Consider the following 16,567-nt stretch of genomic DNA (forward strand, 5'->3'; position numbering starts at 1 on the left):
AGCGTTATGATTTCAGGCATTTTAGCATCACCAGGTATCGCTTTCGGCAAAGCACTGCTGCTGAAAGAAGACGAGATCGTCATCAACCGCAAGAAAATTTCTGATGACCAGGTTGAGCAGGAAGTTCAGCGCTTCCTCGATGGCCGCAGCAAAGCGGCATTACAACTGGAAGCGATTCGCGTCAAAGCGGGTGAAACCCTCGGTGAAGAGAAAGCAGCAATCTTCGAAGGCCACATTATGTTGCTGGAAGATGAAGAGCTGGAGCAGGAAATCATCGACCTGATCAAAAAAGATCACGCTTCTGCCGATGCTGCTGCTTACTCGGTCATCGATGGCCAGGCGAAAGCACTGGAGGAGTTAGATGACGAATATCTGAAAGAGCGTGCGGCTGACGTACGTGACATCGGTAAGCGTCTGCTGCAAAACATCCTCGGTCTGCATATCGTTGACCTGAGCGCTATTCCGGACGAATCCATTCTGGTGGCAAAAGATTTAACGCCGTCAGAAACCGCACAGCTGAACCTGAAGAAGGTGCTGGGCTTTATCACCGATCTGGGTGGCCGTACCTCACATACCTCAATCATGGCGCGCTCGCTGGAGATCCCAGCCATTGTCGGTACCGGCAATGTGACCGTCACGGTTAAAAATGGCGATTTCCTGATTCTGGATGGCGTTAACAATGCGATTCACGTCAATCCTTCAGAAGCGATTCAGGAAGAGCTGAAAGCCGTACAGAACCAGTATCTGTCGGAAAAACATGAATTAGCTAAGCTGAAAGATCTGCCAGCCGTTACGCTGGATGGTCATCAGGTTGAAGTCTGCGCCAACATCGGTACTGTGCGCGATATCGCCGGTGCTGAACGTAACGGCGCTGAAGGCGTGGGTCTCTACCGCACCGAATTCCTGTTTATGGATCGTGACTCACTGCCAAGCGAAGAAGAGCAGTTCCAGGCGTATAAAGCCGTCGCTGAAGCTATGGGTTCACAGGCCGTTATCGTGCGTACCATGGACATCGGCGGCGACAAAGACCTGCCTTACATGAACCTGCCAAAAGAAGAGAACCCGTTCCTCGGCTGGCGCGCTATCCGTATCGCCATGGACCGCAAAGAGATTCTGCATGCGCAGCTGCGTGCCATTCTGCGCGCCTCCTCTTTCGGTAAACTGCGCATCATGTTCCCGATGATTATTTCGGTTGAAGAAGTACGCAGCCTGAAAGCGGAACTGGAACTGCTGAAAGCGCAGTTGCGTGAAGAAGGTAAAGCCTTTGATGAGAGCATCGAAGTCGGCATCATGGTGGAAACCCCGGCTTCAGCCGTGATTGCTCATCATCTGGCGAAGGAAGTCGACTTCTTCAGTATTGGGACAAACGATCTGACGCAGTATACTCTGGCGGTCGATCGTGGTAATGATTTGATCTCGCACCTGTACAACCCAATGGCGCCGTCTGTGCTTAACTTAATCAAGCAAGTCATTGATGCATCTCACGCTGAAGGTAAATGGACCGGCATGTGTGGTGAGCTGGCAGGTGATGAACGTGCTACACTACTGTTACTGGGAATGGGGCTGGACGAGTTCAGCATGAGTGCCATTTCTATCCCTGGCATCAAGAAAATCATTCGTAATACTAATTTTGAAGATGCGAAGGCATTGGCGGAGCAGGCACTGGCTCAACCGACAGCGGAAGATTTAATGAACCTGGTAAACAAGTTCATTAAGGAAAAAACGCTCTGCTAATCCGCATGATGCTGGCCCCAAATTACTGCTTAGGAGAAGATCATGGGTTTGTTTTCTAAACTTTTTGGCGAAAAAACGGATAGCGCTGGGACAATTGACATCGTAGCGCCTCTGTCAGGCGAAATCGTGAACATTGAAGACGTACCAGATGTGGTGTTTGCAGAAAAAATCGTGGGCGACGGTATTGCGATCAAGCCCAGCGGCAACAAAATGGTTGCTCCTGTTGATGGCACTATCGGTAAGATTTTTGAAACCAATCACGCTTTTTCGATCGAATCAGACAATGGCATTGAGCTGTTCGTCCACTTCGGTATCGATACGGTAGAACTGAAAGGTGAAGGCTTCAAACGCATCGCTGAAGAAGGCCAGAAGGTCAAAAAAGGCGACGTGGTTATCGAGTTTGACCTGCCGTTGCTGGAAGAGAAAGCGAAATCAACCCTGACACCAGTTGTCATCTCCAACATGGATGAAATCAAGGAATTGATTAAGCTGACTGGCCAGGTCACCGTCGGCGAAACGCCGGTGATTCGCATCAGAAAGTAAGCATTCGTTCATAACATAACGGCACCCGCGGGTGCCGTTATCGTTTCTGCTGTATGCCTGTTCAGGGCTGCCAGTGCGGCAGACGCAGCGTCAGTTCCAGTCCGCCTTCTGGCCGGTTTCTTGCCTCGACCTCACCATGATGCGCCAGCACCACCTTGCGCACGATAGCCAGTCCCAGCCCATAACCTTTGCCCATCAGCGGCGAATTCACCCGCACAAACGGGTCAAAGATGCTGGAGAGTTTATCCTCATCGACACCCGGCCCCTGATCGCACACCTGAATCACCAGCCACTGCTGTTCTGCGCGCAGATGAACATCAATCCGCTGCCCTGGCTGAGAGAAGCGCAGCGCATTGCGTAATACATTCTCTGCTCCGCGCCGTATCAGCTCTGCATTGCCCCGCACGGTGTAATCGGCCCGCTCATCGACCTGCAACTCTACCTGCACGCCTGGGATCTGCGCTTCATAACGGACATCGGTAATAACCGCCTGAAGTAAGCCGGTCAGATCAAAATATTGCTCATCCGGGATGCTTTCATGCTCAGCCCGCGACAGTGTCAGCAGTTCACCGATCATCTTGTCCAGCCGACGCGCCTCTTCATCAATGCGATCAAGCGAACTGTTCACACTTTCTGGCGTCTGTCTGGCCAGCCCGGTCGCCAGCTGCAGTCGGGCCAGCGGTGAACGGAGCTCATGTGAGATATCATGCAACAGTTCTTCACGGGCGCGCACCAGGGTATCGAGCCGCTCGACCATGGCGTCAAAGGCTTCAGCGACGTTTGAGATCTCGTCGTGGCGCTTACGCATGATCGGAAACAGCCGCACGCTTAAATCGCCCTCAGCCACGCGGGAAAATCCTTCCCGCAGCTGACGCATAGGTCGCGTCAGATTCCAGGCCAGCAGCAGACTGAACAGCAATCCCACCGAGCCGGCGAAGACGAACATCGGCTCAGGAATATTCAGAAATTTGCGCGGCATCATGTTCAGCGTGCTGTCTTTACGCATGCCATCCAGGTCATAGCGCAGCTGATAGGCTTTGCCATCCGCACCGCGTACCCAGCGCACCACCTCTTCAGGAAAGCGCCCTCTGATATCCAGGTTGCCGCTGTTTTCTGATTGTGACGGTTTTGTCTGTTGGGTGACGTGGAAGAACTGCCGGTCGCTGTTATCCCAGTCCGAGAGCATCGCATTCAGCGCATCAGGCCCGCCCCGCTCCAGCACTGACGCGGCGGAGGTCATCTGCAGATCCACAATACGACGGATAGCCACGAGTTCAGGCGGTTCATGCCGTTTACCGGAGAGCGTAAAGCCGAGCCAGATAAGCTGGCTCATAATGACGAAAACGATCCAGAAGCCGATAAAGATCTTCCAGAACATGCGTCCACGGTAACTCTGCTTCATCGAATACGGTAGCCGATGCTGCGAACGGTTTCGATGTTGATGCTGTCAGCGGTTAATGCACTGAGCTTCTGACGAATGTTACTGATATGCACATCGACGCTGCGGTCATAGGCTTCACGCGGACGACCGAGTCCCTTTTCGGAGAGCTCATCTTTTGACACCACTCTGTCCGGCGCACGCAGCAGCAGATCCAGCAGATTAAATTCCGACGCCGTCAGATCAAAGGTTTTACCCTGCCATTCGCTGATGCGGGTGGCGGGATTAAGCATCAGCTCTCCCCAGCGCAGCGGCTCTCTGGCGTCTGGCTGTGGCGCCTGCTCTTCGAAACGGCGCAATACGGCGCGCAGACGCGCCACCAGTTCACGGGGATAGCAGGGCTTGGGCATATAGTCATCCGCGCCCATCTCCAGACCGATCACGCGATCAATATTATCGCCTTTGGCGGTCAGCATAATCACCGGTATCCGGCTGTTCTGGCGCACCTGACGCAACACATCAATGCCGCTCATGTCGGGCAGCATAATGTCCAGAATCATGGCGGTGAACTCTCCCGATAACGCGCCCTGCACGCCGGCGCTGCCGGTCAGAACCAGCTGAGCATCAAACCCTTCCCCGATCAGGTACTGGCTTAACATCGTGCCTAATTCAACATCATCATCAACAAGCAAAATTTTCATGGTTATCTCTCTGGAGAATTGCCGCTATTTTGTCCTGTGCTGAACATTCGCGCAGCCTGATTTACGCGATCCTTACAGATTCAGTCTATCTGGCACCGAAAATTGGGGTTAAAAAAAAGGCCTGTGGGCAGTAAATGCTCGCACAGGCCTGATTCCGCATCGGCAGAGGTTACTGATGGTAGAGTCCGGTAGAGAGATAACGATCACCGCGATCGCAGGCGATCGCCACCACCACGCTGCCAGGATTAGCCTGCGCAATGCGCAGCGCACCCGCCACCGCGCCGCCTGAACTGACGCCACAGAAAATGCCTTCACGGCGTGCCAGCGCGCGCATCGTCTCTTCCGCTTCCTTTTGCGTCATATCCATCACATCATCCACCAGATCGGGACGATAGATCCCCGGCAGATAGGCCAGCGGCCAGCGACGAATACCCGGAATACTGCTGCCTTCGCTGGGCTGCAAACCGATCACCTGCACGCCCGTATTAAGCTCTTTTAGATAACGCCCCACGCCGGTAATGGTGCCGGTGGTGCCCATGCTGGAGACAAAATGAGTCATGCGCTGGTTCGACTGCTGCCACAATTCCGGGCCAGTGGTCTGATAGTGGCCCAGCGGATTATCGGGATTATTAAACTGGTCCAGCACCCGGCCTTCACCGCGCGCCGCCATCGCCTGCGCCAGATCGCGTGCGCCCTCCATGCCCTGTTCACGGGGCACCAGAATTAACTCTGCGCCATAGGCGCGCATCGCGTCCTGCCGCTCCTGACTCATGTTGTCGGGCATCAGCAGGCGAAGTCGGTAGCCTTTCATCGCCGCGATCATCGCCAGCGCAATCCCGGTGTTGCCGCTGGTAGCTTCAATCAGCTGATCGCCAGGTGCAATATCACCACGCAGCTCCGCCTGATTGATCATCGACCAGGCCGCGCGATCTTTTACCGAACCTGCCGGATTATTGCCTTCCAGCTTGAGCCAGACCTCGCTGCCGTTGGCGGGCGTCAGGCGCTGCAACTTGATCAGCGGGGTATTGCCGATGGTATTTTCGAGAGTCGTCACGGTGCGGTTCCTGGCATCTTACAAACCAGATGCGAAAAAAAGGCGGGAGTGACACTCCCGCCCGGTGTTGAAGAGAAAATATCAGGCGCTTTGTGCAAAGGCAACTGCGCGCAGTGGCGTATCGCCCTTATAGAGACGCGCCTGCTGTAAGCCAACAAACAGACGCTCGCCGCGAATCGGCGCTGTCTGCTCACCTTCAAACACCACCGAAACCGGCTCGCTCTGCCAGCCGACAGGCTGGACGACCAGCTGCCAGAAGTGTCCACGCGGGCTCACTTCCAGTACCTGTACCGGCAGCGGGGTTTCCAGACTGCTGCGGCGTGACACGTCGATTTCCCACGGACGCAGGAACAGCTCAACCGCACCCTGATGTGCCGAGGTATAGCCCAGCGGCCAGTGGTGCGCGCCAACATGGAACTGTGATCCCTGAATCTCACCATCAAAGCGGTTCACTTCACCCAGGAATTCCAGCACAAAACGGGTCGCCGGATCGCGCCACACATCATCTGGCGTGCCGACCTGTTCAATGTTGCCCTGGCTCATCACCACCACGCGATCCGCCACTTCCATCGCCTCTTCCTGGTCATGGGTGACAAACACGCTGGTGAATTTCAGCTCTTCATGCAGCTGACGCAGCCAGCGGCGCAGCTCTTTACGCACCTGAGCATCCAGCGCACCAAAGGGTTCATCCAGCAGCAGAATCTGCGGTTCAACCGCTAACGCACGCGCCAGCGCCACACGCTGTTTCTGGCCGCCCGACAGCTGTGCCGGGAAGCGATTCGCCAGATGAGCCAGCTGCACCATCTCCAGCAGACGGGTAACACGCTGTTTGATCTCCGCCGTTGAAGGACGCTCACGACGTGGCAGCACGGTCAGGCCAAAGGCGATGTTGTCGAATACCGTCATATGACGGAACAGCGCGTAGTGCTGGAAGACAAAACCGACCTGACGATCGCGCGCATGCAGGCGGCTGACATCGTTGCCATGAAAACGGATGTGACCGCTGTTCTGATGCTCCAGCCCGGCAATGATGCGCAGCAGCGTGGTTTTACCCGAGCCTGATGGGCCAAGCAGCGCCACCATTTCACCCGAGGCAATATCCAGAGAGATATCGTTCAGCACCGATGTGCGACCAAAGGATTTGTTGATCTTGTTAATCTCAATGCTCATGATTTCCCTCCTGTTGCAGGCGTTTGTGCTGTTGCTCTAAACGCCACTGCACAATACTTTTCAGAAACAGCGTCACAATTGCCATCAGGGTTAACAGGGCGGCCGCGGTGAACGCGCCAACGGTGTTGTAATCCTGATGCAATAATTCAACCTGAAGCGGTAACGTGTAGGTCTCACCGCGAATCGATCCCGATACCACCGAGACCGCACCAAATTCACCAATCGCACGGGCGTTGGTCAGCACGATGCCATACAGCAGCGCCCAGCGAATGTTCGGCAGCGTTACGCGGCGGAACATCTGCCAGCCAGAGGCGCCCAGCAGCACCGCCGCTTCATCTTCGTGACTGCCCTGACTCAGCATCACCGGCACCAGTTCGCGCACCACAAACGGACAGGTCACAAACACCGTCGCCAGCACCATGCCAGGCCAGGCAAACATAATCTGGATGTTATGCGCATCCAGCCAGCCGCCTGCCGGGCCATTAACGCCCCAGAACAGCAGATACATCAGACCGGCCACGACCGGCGACACGGCAAAAGGAATATCAAACAGGGTCAGCAGCAACTGACGCCCCGGAAAGGTAAAGCGCGTCACCAGCCAGGCGAGCAGCGTGCCGAACACCAGGTTAACCGGTACGGTGATCAACGCCACCATTACGGTCAGCCAGATGGCGTGCAGCATGTCCGGATCCGCCAGATTGCTGAGGGCGACAATGAGCCCCTGATTCAGCGCTTCCCAGAAGATGGAGGCCATCGGCACCACCAGCAGCAGAATCGAGATCAGCGCGCCGATACTAATCAGCAGCCACTTGCCCCAGTTCACTGGCTGACGAGCAGCGTGATTAATTTGTGAAACCTCAGCCATTAGTGACCTCCCAGACGACGGCCAAAGCGGCTCTGTAATGTGTTAATCGCAAATAACAGAATCAGCGATGCCGCCAGGATCACCGAGGCGATGGCGCTGGCCGCCGGATAGTCGAACTCCTGCAGCCGGACAAAAATCATCAGCGAGGTGACTTCCGTTTTCCAGGCGATGTTACCGGCAATAAAGATCACCGCACCAAATTCACCCAGGCTGCGGGTAAAGGAGAGCGCCGTTCCGGCCAACAGCGCCGGTGCCACTTCCGGCAACACGACGCGGCGGAAGCTCTGCCACGGCGTGGCACCCAGCGTTTCGGCCGCCTCTTCATACTCCGGGCCTAACTCTTCCAGCACCGGCTGTACGGTACGCACCACAAACGGAATGCTGGTAAAGGCCATGGCGATGGCGATACCAATCCAGGTGTAAGAGATTTTGATGTCGAACTGAGCGAACCACTGTCCATACCAGCCGTTGACCGAAAAGAGTCCGGCCAGGGTCAGACCCGCCACCGCCGTAGGCAGTGCAAACGGCAGATCCATCAGGCCATCCAGCAGCGTCCGGCCCGGAAAACGGTAACGGGTCAGGATCCATGCCATCAGCATGCCGAACACCGCATTAAACAGTGAGGCGACGCCTGCAGAGAGCAGCGTTACTTTATAGGCGGCAATCAGCTGCGGATTGGTCACCACATCCCAGTACTGTTGCAGCGTCATCTGCGACAGTTGCATGATCACCGCGCTGATAGGCAGCAGCAGAATCAGACAGGTAAAGAGCAGGCTGGTGCCGAGGCTGAGACCAAAGCCGGGCAACACGCGTTTCTGGCTGGCTGCAAACATTATCCGCGCCCCGCCGCTAACAACTTATCGAGCTCACCGCCGCTGACGAAGTGCGTCTTCATCACCTTATCCCAGCCGCCAAACGCCTCTTCCACCCGGAACAGGTTGGTCTGCGGGAAGCGATCTTTCTGCTCCGCCATCAACTGTGCATTGTTCACGCGATAGTAGTAGTGAGTAATAATATTCTGCGCTTCAGGTGTATAGAGATAGTTCAGATAAGCGCTGGCCGCATCAGCGGTTTTATTGGTGGCGACGTTTTTATCCACACATGCCACCGGAAACTCCGCCAGAATGTTGGTTTTCGGCACCACCACTTCATACTCATCTTTGCCGTACTGGTTGCGGATGTTATTCACTTCGGACTCAAAGCTAATTAATACGTCGCCCAGGCCACGCTCAGCAAAGGTCGTGGTCGCACCGCGACCGCCGGTGTCGAACACTTCAACGTTTTTCAGGAATTGCGTCATAAAGGCACGGGTTTTGGGCTGATCGCCCCCGTCCGCTTTATCCGCTGCGCCCCAGGCGGCCAGATAGGTATAGCGACCATTCCCGGAGGTTTTCGGATTCGGGAAAATCAGCTTCACATCACTGCGGGTCAAATCTGACCAGTCGTGAATCTGTTTTGGATTCCCTTTACGCACCAGAAACGCCATGGTGGAGTAGAAAGGCGAGCTGTTATTCGGCAGACGGCTTTTCCAGTCTGCGGCAATCAGGTTGCCTTTATCGTGCAGCACCTGCACATCCGTAACCTGATTGTACGTGACGACATCCGCGCGCAGTCCCTGCAGGATAGCCAGCGCCTGCTTCGATGAACCGGCGTGCGACATCTTAATGGTCAGTGGATCGCCGGGATGGCTGGCATCCCACTGTTTAACGAAGGGAGCATTCAGGGCGACAAACAGCTCCCGCGACACATCGTAAGAGCTATTAAGAAGTTCAGTGGCATTGGCTGCGCCGGCCAGGCTCAGCGACAACGCGATACCGCTCACGATTTTTTTCATCGCTTGTAATGTCATTTGGCACCCTGAAAAAGATTGATGCGGATCTCACCCGCTGAGGCACCAGTTTATTTATAACTCAGTGAAAACCAGTAACGGTTTTATATATCGTTTGATGATTTCAAAGTCGAAAAAAGCATAAGACGACGGCACTGTTTATGCAGAAATCAGCAAAAGCCGATGGGGAGGAGGAACCCCGTGCCGTGCGCGCCGGCAAAGGTTTTGGGAGGCTCAGCGGCCGCCTGACGGGCGGCGCGCTGAAGACGAGGGATTAACGCTGCCAGACAATCTTGCTGATTTTCCAGCTTTTCAGCGTATCGTCCGAGGGCATTAAGCCCTCCGGTCCATGCCAGTCACCCTGATAAACATAGGTCAGATGCTGACTGCCAGGCGCACGGCATGCCACGTCACGCGCATCGGTGCCGCTGGCTAAGGTGCAGTTGTCGAAGGCTTTGCTGAACTTATTACTGAAGACATCACCCACTTTGCTGCCATCGCTGCTGGCGATTGCGCTGTCCATGACCTCAATACGTTCGACCTGCGACTGCCCGTAAATCACCAGTTTAACGTTGCCATCATCCAGCGCCTGCCAGAAAGAGACCACCTGACCATTCTGGCTGCGCATGCCCTGACGCAGGCTATAGTCACCGTTCAGTCCGGCATTAATCGCGTCCTCTTTCATGGCGGTCGAGGCAGTTAACCCACCCACACCCTGTTCAGTCGCGGTCAGCGAGGAACCGAACCAGTTCCACGGCAGCGCCGAAGACCAGTGATACGTCAGCGGATTCCACCAGCTTGCCTGCTGGCTGCTGTCAGCGCCGGAACCCGAACTGGCACAGCCGCTCAGTACAACCGCGGCGATCAGTAGCGTGGAACGAACAGCTTTCATGAGAACTCCTGTAAATGCGATGCCGGAAAGGCGGAACTGATTGGAGTCGCAAAGCGACAAAAAGTTTAGTGAAGATGATGTTCGGGCAGAAAGCAGTCGCGACAGCGGCGGCTGGATTGCAGCCAGATCAGCGCCAGCAGGTCAAAGAGCGTCAGCAGCAATGGCAGCGGTGAGGTGAGCAGATCGCCCTGCACAAACTGCATTCCCTGCCAGAGCAGATTCACCAGCAGCGACAGCGCCAGCACGCTGCGCCAGTGCTGCCAGAGTCGCGGCAGGCGGGTGCGATACCCGGTCAGCAGCAGGCCCGCCAGCGCCGGTAAACCCAGCGCAAGACCGATCCAGAACGCCTGACGATCCGGATAGAACAGCGCCAGCAGATCGTTGCCCTGCTGCCGAGACGCACCGGCCATTACCAGCAGCAGCCAGGTCCGTGCCTGGAGTAACAGGATCAGCCAAAAAAGAAACGGCAGCCGCAGCTGCCCTCTGGCGTCATACTCGTCCGGCAGATAGCCCGGTGACGGCTTAGTATTCACGATCTTCGATCAGACGTTTACCAAACAGCAGCGCATCGACCGGCTCATAATCAAGCTTCTCATAGAACGCCACCACCTGATCATTCTCTTCACGGATCATCAGATGCAGTTTCGGACAGCCGCGCGCGATAAGCTTCTTCTCCAGACGGTTCATCAGCGCATTCGCAAAGCCGCGTCCCTGGTAGTCGGGATGCACGGCCAGATAGTAAGCCGCGCCACGATGGCCATCATAGCCGCCCATCAGTGTGCCAACGACCACGCCGCCCACTTCAGCGACCAGAAAGAGATCGGGGTCGTGATTCATTTTGCGTTCGATATCCAGCTCAGGATCGTTCCATGGCCGTAACAAATCGCAACGTTCCCATAAGGTGATCACTTCTTCAAAATCTTCCTGGCGGAAGGCGCGGATTTCCATCTTCTTTACCTGCAAATAAGCACAATTTGCTGATTATCACGCATTCTCTGCCGCACGCAACCCTCCATGACGGGCGACAAATAAAAAAGCGCAAATTTACTGTTCGCGACCTGCAATACAAAGTAATGCCCTGAAATGGTTCTGTGATCGCAGGCAGCAGCCCCTTAGGCTATAACACCGGCAAGATTCCTGTTACCGGACCCGCACATGCACCTGCTTAAACGTTTGATTCATCGCCGTCAGTTACTGCTTTCCGGGCTGGCTCTGGCCATTTTATCGCCGCGCGCGGTTCAGGCTAAAGAGCAGTCTGCGCTTACTGGTGCAAATCGTCACTCGCGCCCTGCCCCGCCCGCTAAGAACGGGAAACGTATCGTGATGATCGACCCAGGTCACGGCGGCATCGACTCTGGTGCCGTTGGCGAAGAGGGTTCCGAAGAGAAACACATCGTGCTGGAGATTGCCGGTAACGTGCAGCGTCAGCTACAGAGCCATCCGCGCATAGAAGTGCGTCTGACCCGCGACAGCGACCACTTTATTCCGCTCTATCAGCGGGTAGAGATCGCCCACCAGCACGGCGCAGATCTCTTTATGTCGATTCATGCCGACGGTTTTACCAGTCCCGATGCCAGCGGTGCCTCGGTGTTTGCGCTCTCTAATCGCGGTGCCAGCAGCTCGATGGCGCGTTATCTGTCACAGCGGGAGAACGATGCGGACAAGCTGGGTGGCGTGAAAGCGCAGCAGCAGGATCACTATCTGCAGCAGATTCTGTTCGATCTGGTGCAGACGGACACCATCAAAAACAGCCTGACGCTGGGCAAGCATGTCCTGGATCAGATCCGCCCGGTTCATCATCTTCACAGCCAGCACACCGAGCAGGCGGCCTTCGCAGTACTCAAGTCACCGTCGATCCCCTCGGTGCTGGTCGAAACCTCCTTTATTACTAATCCGCGTGAAGAGCAGCTGCTCGGCACCACCGCGTTTCGTCAGAAAATCGCCTCGGCTATTGCCAGCGGCATCGTCAATTACTTTGATGAGTTTGATCGCCGCAACGCCTGATGCATGTCGCCGGTTCAGGCCGTGCGACTCGCCGCACTCATGCAAGCGGCGCGGTTTTGCGTATAATCGCGTCAGACTTTGACAAACCATAAGCGAAAAAATGGCTGATATTTCCCGCGTAAAAGCGTTCCTGCTCGCATTGCAGGATGAGATTTGTAACCAGCTGGCGGCTGAAGATGGCGGCGCAGCGTTTGCTGAAGATAGCTGGCAGCGCCCTGGCGGCGGCGGCGGTCAGAGCCGCGTCCTGCGCAACGGCGCGGTGTTTGAGCAGGCGGGCGTCAACTTTTCGCACGTGCATGGCGATCAGATGCCGGCATCCGCCACTGCACACCGGCCGGAGCTGGCGGGTCGCAGCTTTGAAGCAATGGGCGTGTCGCTGGTGATCCACCCGAACAACCCTTATGTACCTACCAGCCACGCCAACGTGCGCTTTTTTATCGCGGAGAAACCGGGTGCCGATCCGGTCTGGTGGTTTGGTGGCGGATTTGACCTGACCCCTTTTTATGGCTTCGAAGAAGATGCGCTGCACTGGCACCAGACCGCCGCTGACCTCTGCCAGCCTTTTGGCGAGGATGTCTATCCGCGCTATAAAAAGTGGTGTGATGACTATTTCTATCTGAAGCATCGTGATGAGCAGCGCGGCATTGGCGGCCTGTTTTTTGACGATCTCAATACGCCCGACTTTGAGCAGAGCTTCAGCTTCATGCAGGCGGTTGGCCGCGGCTTTATGGATGCCTATCGGCCGATTGTGGCGCGCCGTAAAGATCACCCGTGGGGCGATCGTGAGCGTCAGTTCCAGCTCTATCGCCGTGGTCGCTATGTGGAGTTTAATCTGGTGTGGGACCGCGGCACGCTGTTTGGTCTGCAAACCGGCGGTCGCACTGAATCGATCCTGATGTCGATGCCCCCGCTGGTGCGCTGGGAATATGATTATCAGCCCGATGCCGACTCACCTGAAGCCGCCCTCTATCGCGATTTCCTGCCGGTGAAGAACTGGCTGAATCTGCCAGTCTGATCACGTCTGCTGCGGCAGTGCGGGCCTCAACCCGCGCTGCGCTTCCCTCCTCCTTCCCGACACGTCCCCTTTCACAGGGCACAGATTGCTACAGTGTGGCCTGCGTCATTCCTCCTGACTGCTATGCTTATGGGTGGAATATGGCGCACCCCACGGTTAACACCGCATGACGGCTCCTTCGCACCGCCTCGCAGCGCAACAATCAGAGAAACCGCATGTTCATCAGAAACTCTCTGTTGCAATGTTATGGGTTCGCGTTCCCGGTAGCAGAACATGCCACAGACCGGCTGCGAGGCCTGAGGTGCCCCCTGTTCGCTTTCATTTTTCTTTTCAAGGAGTTTAGAGATGAACCAGCTAGAAGCCCTAAAACAGTTCACCACCGTGGTGGCGGACAGTGGTGATATCGAATCGATTCGTAATTACCACCCGGAAGACGCCACCACCAACCCCTCACTCATTCTGAAAGCGTCCGGTCTCGAAGGGTATAAGCACCTGATGGATGACGCGATTGAGTACGCCAAAAAACAGGGCGGCAGCAAAGAGACGCAGATTATTAACGCCAGCGACAAAGTGGCGATCAACCTTGGTATGGAAATCCTGAAAAGCATACCGGGCCGTGTTTCGACCGAAGTGGATGCGCGCCTCTCCTTCGATCGTGGCATGTGTGTGACCAAAGCAGAAAAACTGATTCGGATGTATGAAGAGCACGGTATCGATCGCTCACGCGTACTGATTAAGCTGGCCTCGACCTGGGAAGGCATCCGCGCAGCGGAAGAGCTGGAGAAAAACGGCATTCAGTGCAACCTGACACTGCTCTTCTCCTTTGCTCAGGCGCGTGCCTGTGCCGAAGCGGGCGTGTTCCTGATCTCCCCGTTCGTTGGACGCATCTACGACTGGTATAACTCGCGCAAACCCATGGACCCCTACGTGGCAGATGAAGATCCGGGCGTGAAATCCGTGCGTCGCATCTACGATTACTACAAAAAGCACCGTTACAGCACCATCATCATGGGCGCCAGCTTCCGTAAAGTGGAGCAGATTATCGCGCTGGCAGGCTGCGACCGCCTGACCCTGTCACCTAACCTGCTGGAAGAGTTGCAGAACAGTGATGCGCCGCTTGAGCGCAAACTGGAGCCTTCAACTGAAGGTTTCCACCAGCCGTCGCCGCTCTCCGAGGCGGAGTTCCGTTGGGAACATAATCAGGATCCAATGGCAGTTGAAAAACTCTCTGACGGCATCCGCCAGTTCGCGGTTGACCAGCAGAAGCTGGAAGATGTGCTCGCCGCACGCCTGTAGTCTTTATTTTAGTCGGGCGGGACTTTCCCGCCCTGATGCATAACAAGGGAGAACTTTATGTCCTCACGCAGAGAGTTGGCAAACGCGATTCGTGCACTGAGCATGGATGCGGTACAGAAGGCAAATTCAGGCCACCCCGGTGCGCCAATGGGAATGGCCGATATCGCCGAAGTGTTGTGGCGCGACTTCCTCCAGCATAATCCGACCAATCCCGCCTGGCTTGATCGCGACCGCTTTATCCTCTCCAACGGCCACGGCTCGATGCTGCTTTATAGCCTGCTGCACCTGAGCGGTTATGACCTGCCGATTGAAGAGCTGAAAAATTTCCGGCAGCTGCACTCTAAAACGCCAGGTCACCCGGAAATCGGCTACACCCCAGGCGTTGAAACCACCACCGGCCCGCTGGGTCAGGGACTGGCTAACGCCGTGGGCTTAGCCATTGCAGAACGCACGCTGGCCGCACAGTTTAACCGTCCGGATCATGAGATTGTCGATCACCACACCTATGTGTTTATGGGCGATGGCTGTCTGATGGAAGGCATCTCGCACGAAGTCTGTTCACTGGCGGGGACCCTGGGTCTCGGCAAACTGATCGGCTTCTATGACCATAACGGTATCTCGATCGATGGCGAGACCGAAGGCTGGTTTACTGACGACACCCATAAACGCTTTGAGTCCTACAACTGGCATGTGATTGGCGACATCGACGGCCATGACGCTGATGCCATTCGTGAGGCGATCAAAGAGGCGCAGAGTGTCACCGATAAGCCTTCACTGATTATCTGCCGCACCATTATCGGTTTCGGTTCGCCGAACAAAGCCGGTAAAGAGGAGTCGCACGGCGCGGCGCTGGGTGAGGCAGAAGTTGCCCTGACCCGCAAACAGCTCGGCTGGAACTATCCGGCGTTTGAGATCCCGGCTGAAATCTACCAGCAGTGGGATGCCAAAGCGGCGGGTGCTGAACGTGAAAAAGCCTGGGATGCAAAATTTGCGGCTTACAAAGAAGCCCATCCAGAGTTGGCGAAAGAGTATGAGCGCCGGATGAATGGCGAAATGCCCGCCAACTGGGAAACCGAAGCGACCCGGTTCATTCAGGAGTTGCAGGCTAACCCGCAGAAAATCGCCAGCCGTAAAGCGTCACAAAACTCGCTGGAAGCCTACGGCAAAATGCTGCCGGAGTTCCTCGGCGGTTCTGCTGACCTGGCACCGAGTAACCTCACCATCTGGTCCGGTTCTAAATCGATCAAAGAGGATCCGGCCGGTAACTACATTCACTACGGCGTGCGTGAATTTGGTATGACGGCGATTGGTAACGGTATCGCGCACCATGGCGGTTTCGTTCCCTACACCGCAACCTTCCTGATGTTTGTCGAATATGCGCGAAACGCCGCGCGTATGGCTGCGCTGATGAAGGCACGACAGATTCTGGTCTACACCCATGACTCCATCGGTCTGGGCGAAGATGGCCCGACGCACCAGCCGGTAGAGCAGATCGCCAGCCTGCGTCTGACGCCAAATATGAGCGTATGGCGTCCGTGCGATCAGGTCGAAACAGCCGTAGCGTGGAAAGCCGCCGTCGAACGTCATCACGGCCCGACTGCGCTGATCCTTTCGCGTCAGAATCTGCTGCAGCCGGAACGTACCCCGGAGCAGATCGAAAACATCAAACGCGGCGGCTACGTGCTGAAGGATTGCGACGGCACACCAGAAGTGATTCTGATCGCGACCGGTTCAGAGATTGAGATCACCCTGGGTGCAGCGGATAAGCTCACTTTAGGCGGTCACAAGGTGCGGGTGGTTTCACTGCCTTCTACTGACCTGTTTGATGCGCAGGATGCCGCTTACCGCGAATCCGTACTGCCAAGCGGCGTGAAAGCGCGTGTGGCGGTAGAAGCGGGTATTGCTGACTACTGGTTCAAGTATGTCGGTCTGGACGGTGCGATTGTCGGTATGACGACCTTTGGTGAATCGGCCCCGGCCAGTCAGCTGTTCCCGGAGTTTGGCTTCACGGTTGAGAATATCGTCAGCCACGCTGAAGCATTACTCAAGCCAGTTTAATGCTTATGCCCTTCCCGGCTCACCGGGAA

At 55.9% G+C, this 16,567-nt stretch carries 16 protein-coding genes; 6 read left to right on the forward strand and 10 right to left on the reverse strand.

The window, feature by feature from the left end; all coding sequences use genetic code 11:
• Positions 1-6 precede the first annotated feature (6 nt).
• Together ptsI and crr are read left to right on the forward strand one after the other, a co-directional pair.
• Positions 7-1,734, forward strand: coding sequence for a phosphoenolpyruvate-protein phosphotransferase PtsI (gene ptsI / locus HFD87_RS12265; protein WP_010259908.1), 1,728 nt, complete (start codon positions 7-9; stop codon positions 1,732-1,734).
• A gap of 42 nt (positions 1,735-1,776) precedes the next feature.
• Positions 1,777-2,277: a PTS glucose transporter subunit IIA gene (gene crr / locus HFD87_RS12270; RefSeq protein WP_010259911.1), complete on the forward strand. Its 501-nt coding sequence runs from the start codon at positions 1,777-1,779 to the stop codon at positions 2,275-2,277.
• Between the two features lie 61 nt (positions 2,278-2,338).
• On the opposite strand, the gene HFD87_RS12275 is transcribed toward crr, so the two are convergent.
• From HFD87_RS12275 to HFD87_RS12320, 10 genes are all read right to left on the reverse strand, one after another.
• Positions 2,339-3,679, reverse strand: a complete 1,341-nt coding sequence (locus tag HFD87_RS12275; RefSeq protein ID WP_167423496.1) for an ATP-binding protein — start codon at positions 3,677-3,679, stop codon at positions 2,339-2,341.
• On the reverse strand, positions 3,676-4,356 hold the full coding sequence (locus HFD87_RS12280; RefSeq protein ID WP_010671364.1) for a response regulator transcription factor: 681 nt from the start codon (positions 4,354-4,356) through the stop codon (positions 3,676-3,678). Before HFD87_RS12280 ends, HFD87_RS12275 begins: the two co-directional genes overlap by 4 nt.
• A 169-nt stretch (positions 4,357-4,525) precedes the next feature.
• Positions 4,526-5,410, reverse strand: coding sequence for a cysteine synthase CysM (gene cysM, locus HFD87_RS12285; RefSeq protein ID WP_010259921.1), 885 nt, complete (start codon positions 5,408-5,410; stop codon positions 4,526-4,528).
• An 81-nt stretch (positions 5,411-5,491) separates the two neighbouring features.
• The gene (cysA, locus tag HFD87_RS12290) at positions 5,492-6,580 is read right to left on the reverse strand and encodes a sulfate/thiosulfate ABC transporter ATP-binding protein CysA (protein WP_111534420.1); all 1,089 of its coding nucleotides are present in this window, start codon (positions 6,578-6,580) and stop codon (positions 5,492-5,494) included.
• Positions 6,570-7,445 (reverse strand): sulfate/thiosulfate ABC transporter permease CysW, encoded by an 876-nt coding sequence (gene cysW / locus HFD87_RS12295; RefSeq protein WP_010259929.1) that lies wholly within the window; start codon positions 7,443-7,445, stop codon positions 6,570-6,572. Before cysW ends, cysA begins: the two co-directional genes overlap by 11 nt.
• Positions 7,445-8,278, reverse strand: a complete 834-nt coding sequence (gene cysT / locus HFD87_RS12300; RefSeq protein WP_010259932.1) for a sulfate/thiosulfate ABC transporter permease CysT — start codon at positions 8,276-8,278, stop codon at positions 7,445-7,447. Before cysT ends, cysW begins: the two co-directional genes overlap by 1 nt.
• Positions 8,278-9,294 carry a sulfate ABC transporter substrate-binding protein gene (locus HFD87_RS12305; protein ID WP_167423497.1) on the reverse strand — a complete coding sequence of 339 codons (1,017 nt, stop codon included), beginning with the start codon at positions 9,292-9,294 and terminating at the stop codon, positions 8,278-8,280. Before HFD87_RS12305 ends, cysT begins: the two co-directional genes overlap by 1 nt.
• Positions 9,295-9,547: 253 nt before the next feature.
• Positions 9,548-10,165 carry an RpoE-regulated lipoprotein gene (locus HFD87_RS12310; protein ID WP_010671361.1) on the reverse strand — a complete coding sequence of 206 codons (618 nt, stop codon included), beginning with the start codon at positions 10,163-10,165 and terminating at the stop codon, positions 9,548-9,550.
• 65 nt (positions 10,166-10,230) lie between these two features.
• A complete protein-coding gene (locus HFD87_RS12315; protein WP_010259942.1) occupies positions 10,231-10,698 on the reverse strand; it encodes a DUF2919 family protein in 468 nt (155 codons plus the stop codon).
• Positions 10,688-11,113 (reverse strand): GNAT family acetyltransferase, encoded by a 426-nt coding sequence (locus tag HFD87_RS12320; RefSeq protein WP_003848834.1) that lies wholly within the window; start codon positions 11,111-11,113, stop codon positions 10,688-10,690. The genes HFD87_RS12315 and HFD87_RS12320 overlap by 11 nt, the downstream gene beginning before the upstream one ends.
• Positions 11,114-11,320: 207 nt before the next feature.
• On the opposite strand from HFD87_RS12320, the gene amiA reads away from it, so the two are divergent.
• From amiA to tkt, 4 genes are all read left to right on the forward strand, one after another.
• Complete coding sequence (gene amiA, locus HFD87_RS12325; RefSeq protein WP_010259947.1) at positions 11,321-12,169, forward strand: N-acetylmuramoyl-L-alanine amidase AmiA; 849 nt, start codon at positions 11,321-11,323, stop codon at positions 12,167-12,169.
• A gap of 100 nt (positions 12,170-12,269) precedes the next feature.
• Positions 12,270-13,184 carry an oxygen-dependent coproporphyrinogen oxidase gene (gene hemF / locus HFD87_RS12330; RefSeq protein ID WP_010671360.1) on the forward strand — a complete coding sequence of 305 codons (915 nt, stop codon included), beginning with the start codon at positions 12,270-12,272 and terminating at the stop codon, positions 13,182-13,184.
• Between the two features lie 345 nt (positions 13,185-13,529).
• Positions 13,530-14,480, forward strand: a complete 951-nt coding sequence (gene tal / locus HFD87_RS12335; RefSeq protein WP_010259954.1) for a transaldolase — start codon at positions 13,530-13,532, stop codon at positions 14,478-14,480.
• Positions 14,481-14,537: 57 nt separating this feature from the next.
• On the forward strand, positions 14,538-16,538 hold the full coding sequence (gene tkt, locus HFD87_RS12340) for a transketolase (protein ID WP_167423498.1): 2,001 nt from the start codon (positions 14,538-14,540) through the stop codon (positions 16,536-16,538).
• Positions 16,539-16,567: the final 29 nt, after the last annotated feature.

Origin of the sequence: Pantoea sp. EKM21T (genome assembly GCF_011800405.1) — a bacterium.
GTDB lineage: Bacteria > Pseudomonadota > Gammaproteobacteria > Enterobacterales > Enterobacteriaceae > Pantoea > Pantoea agglomerans.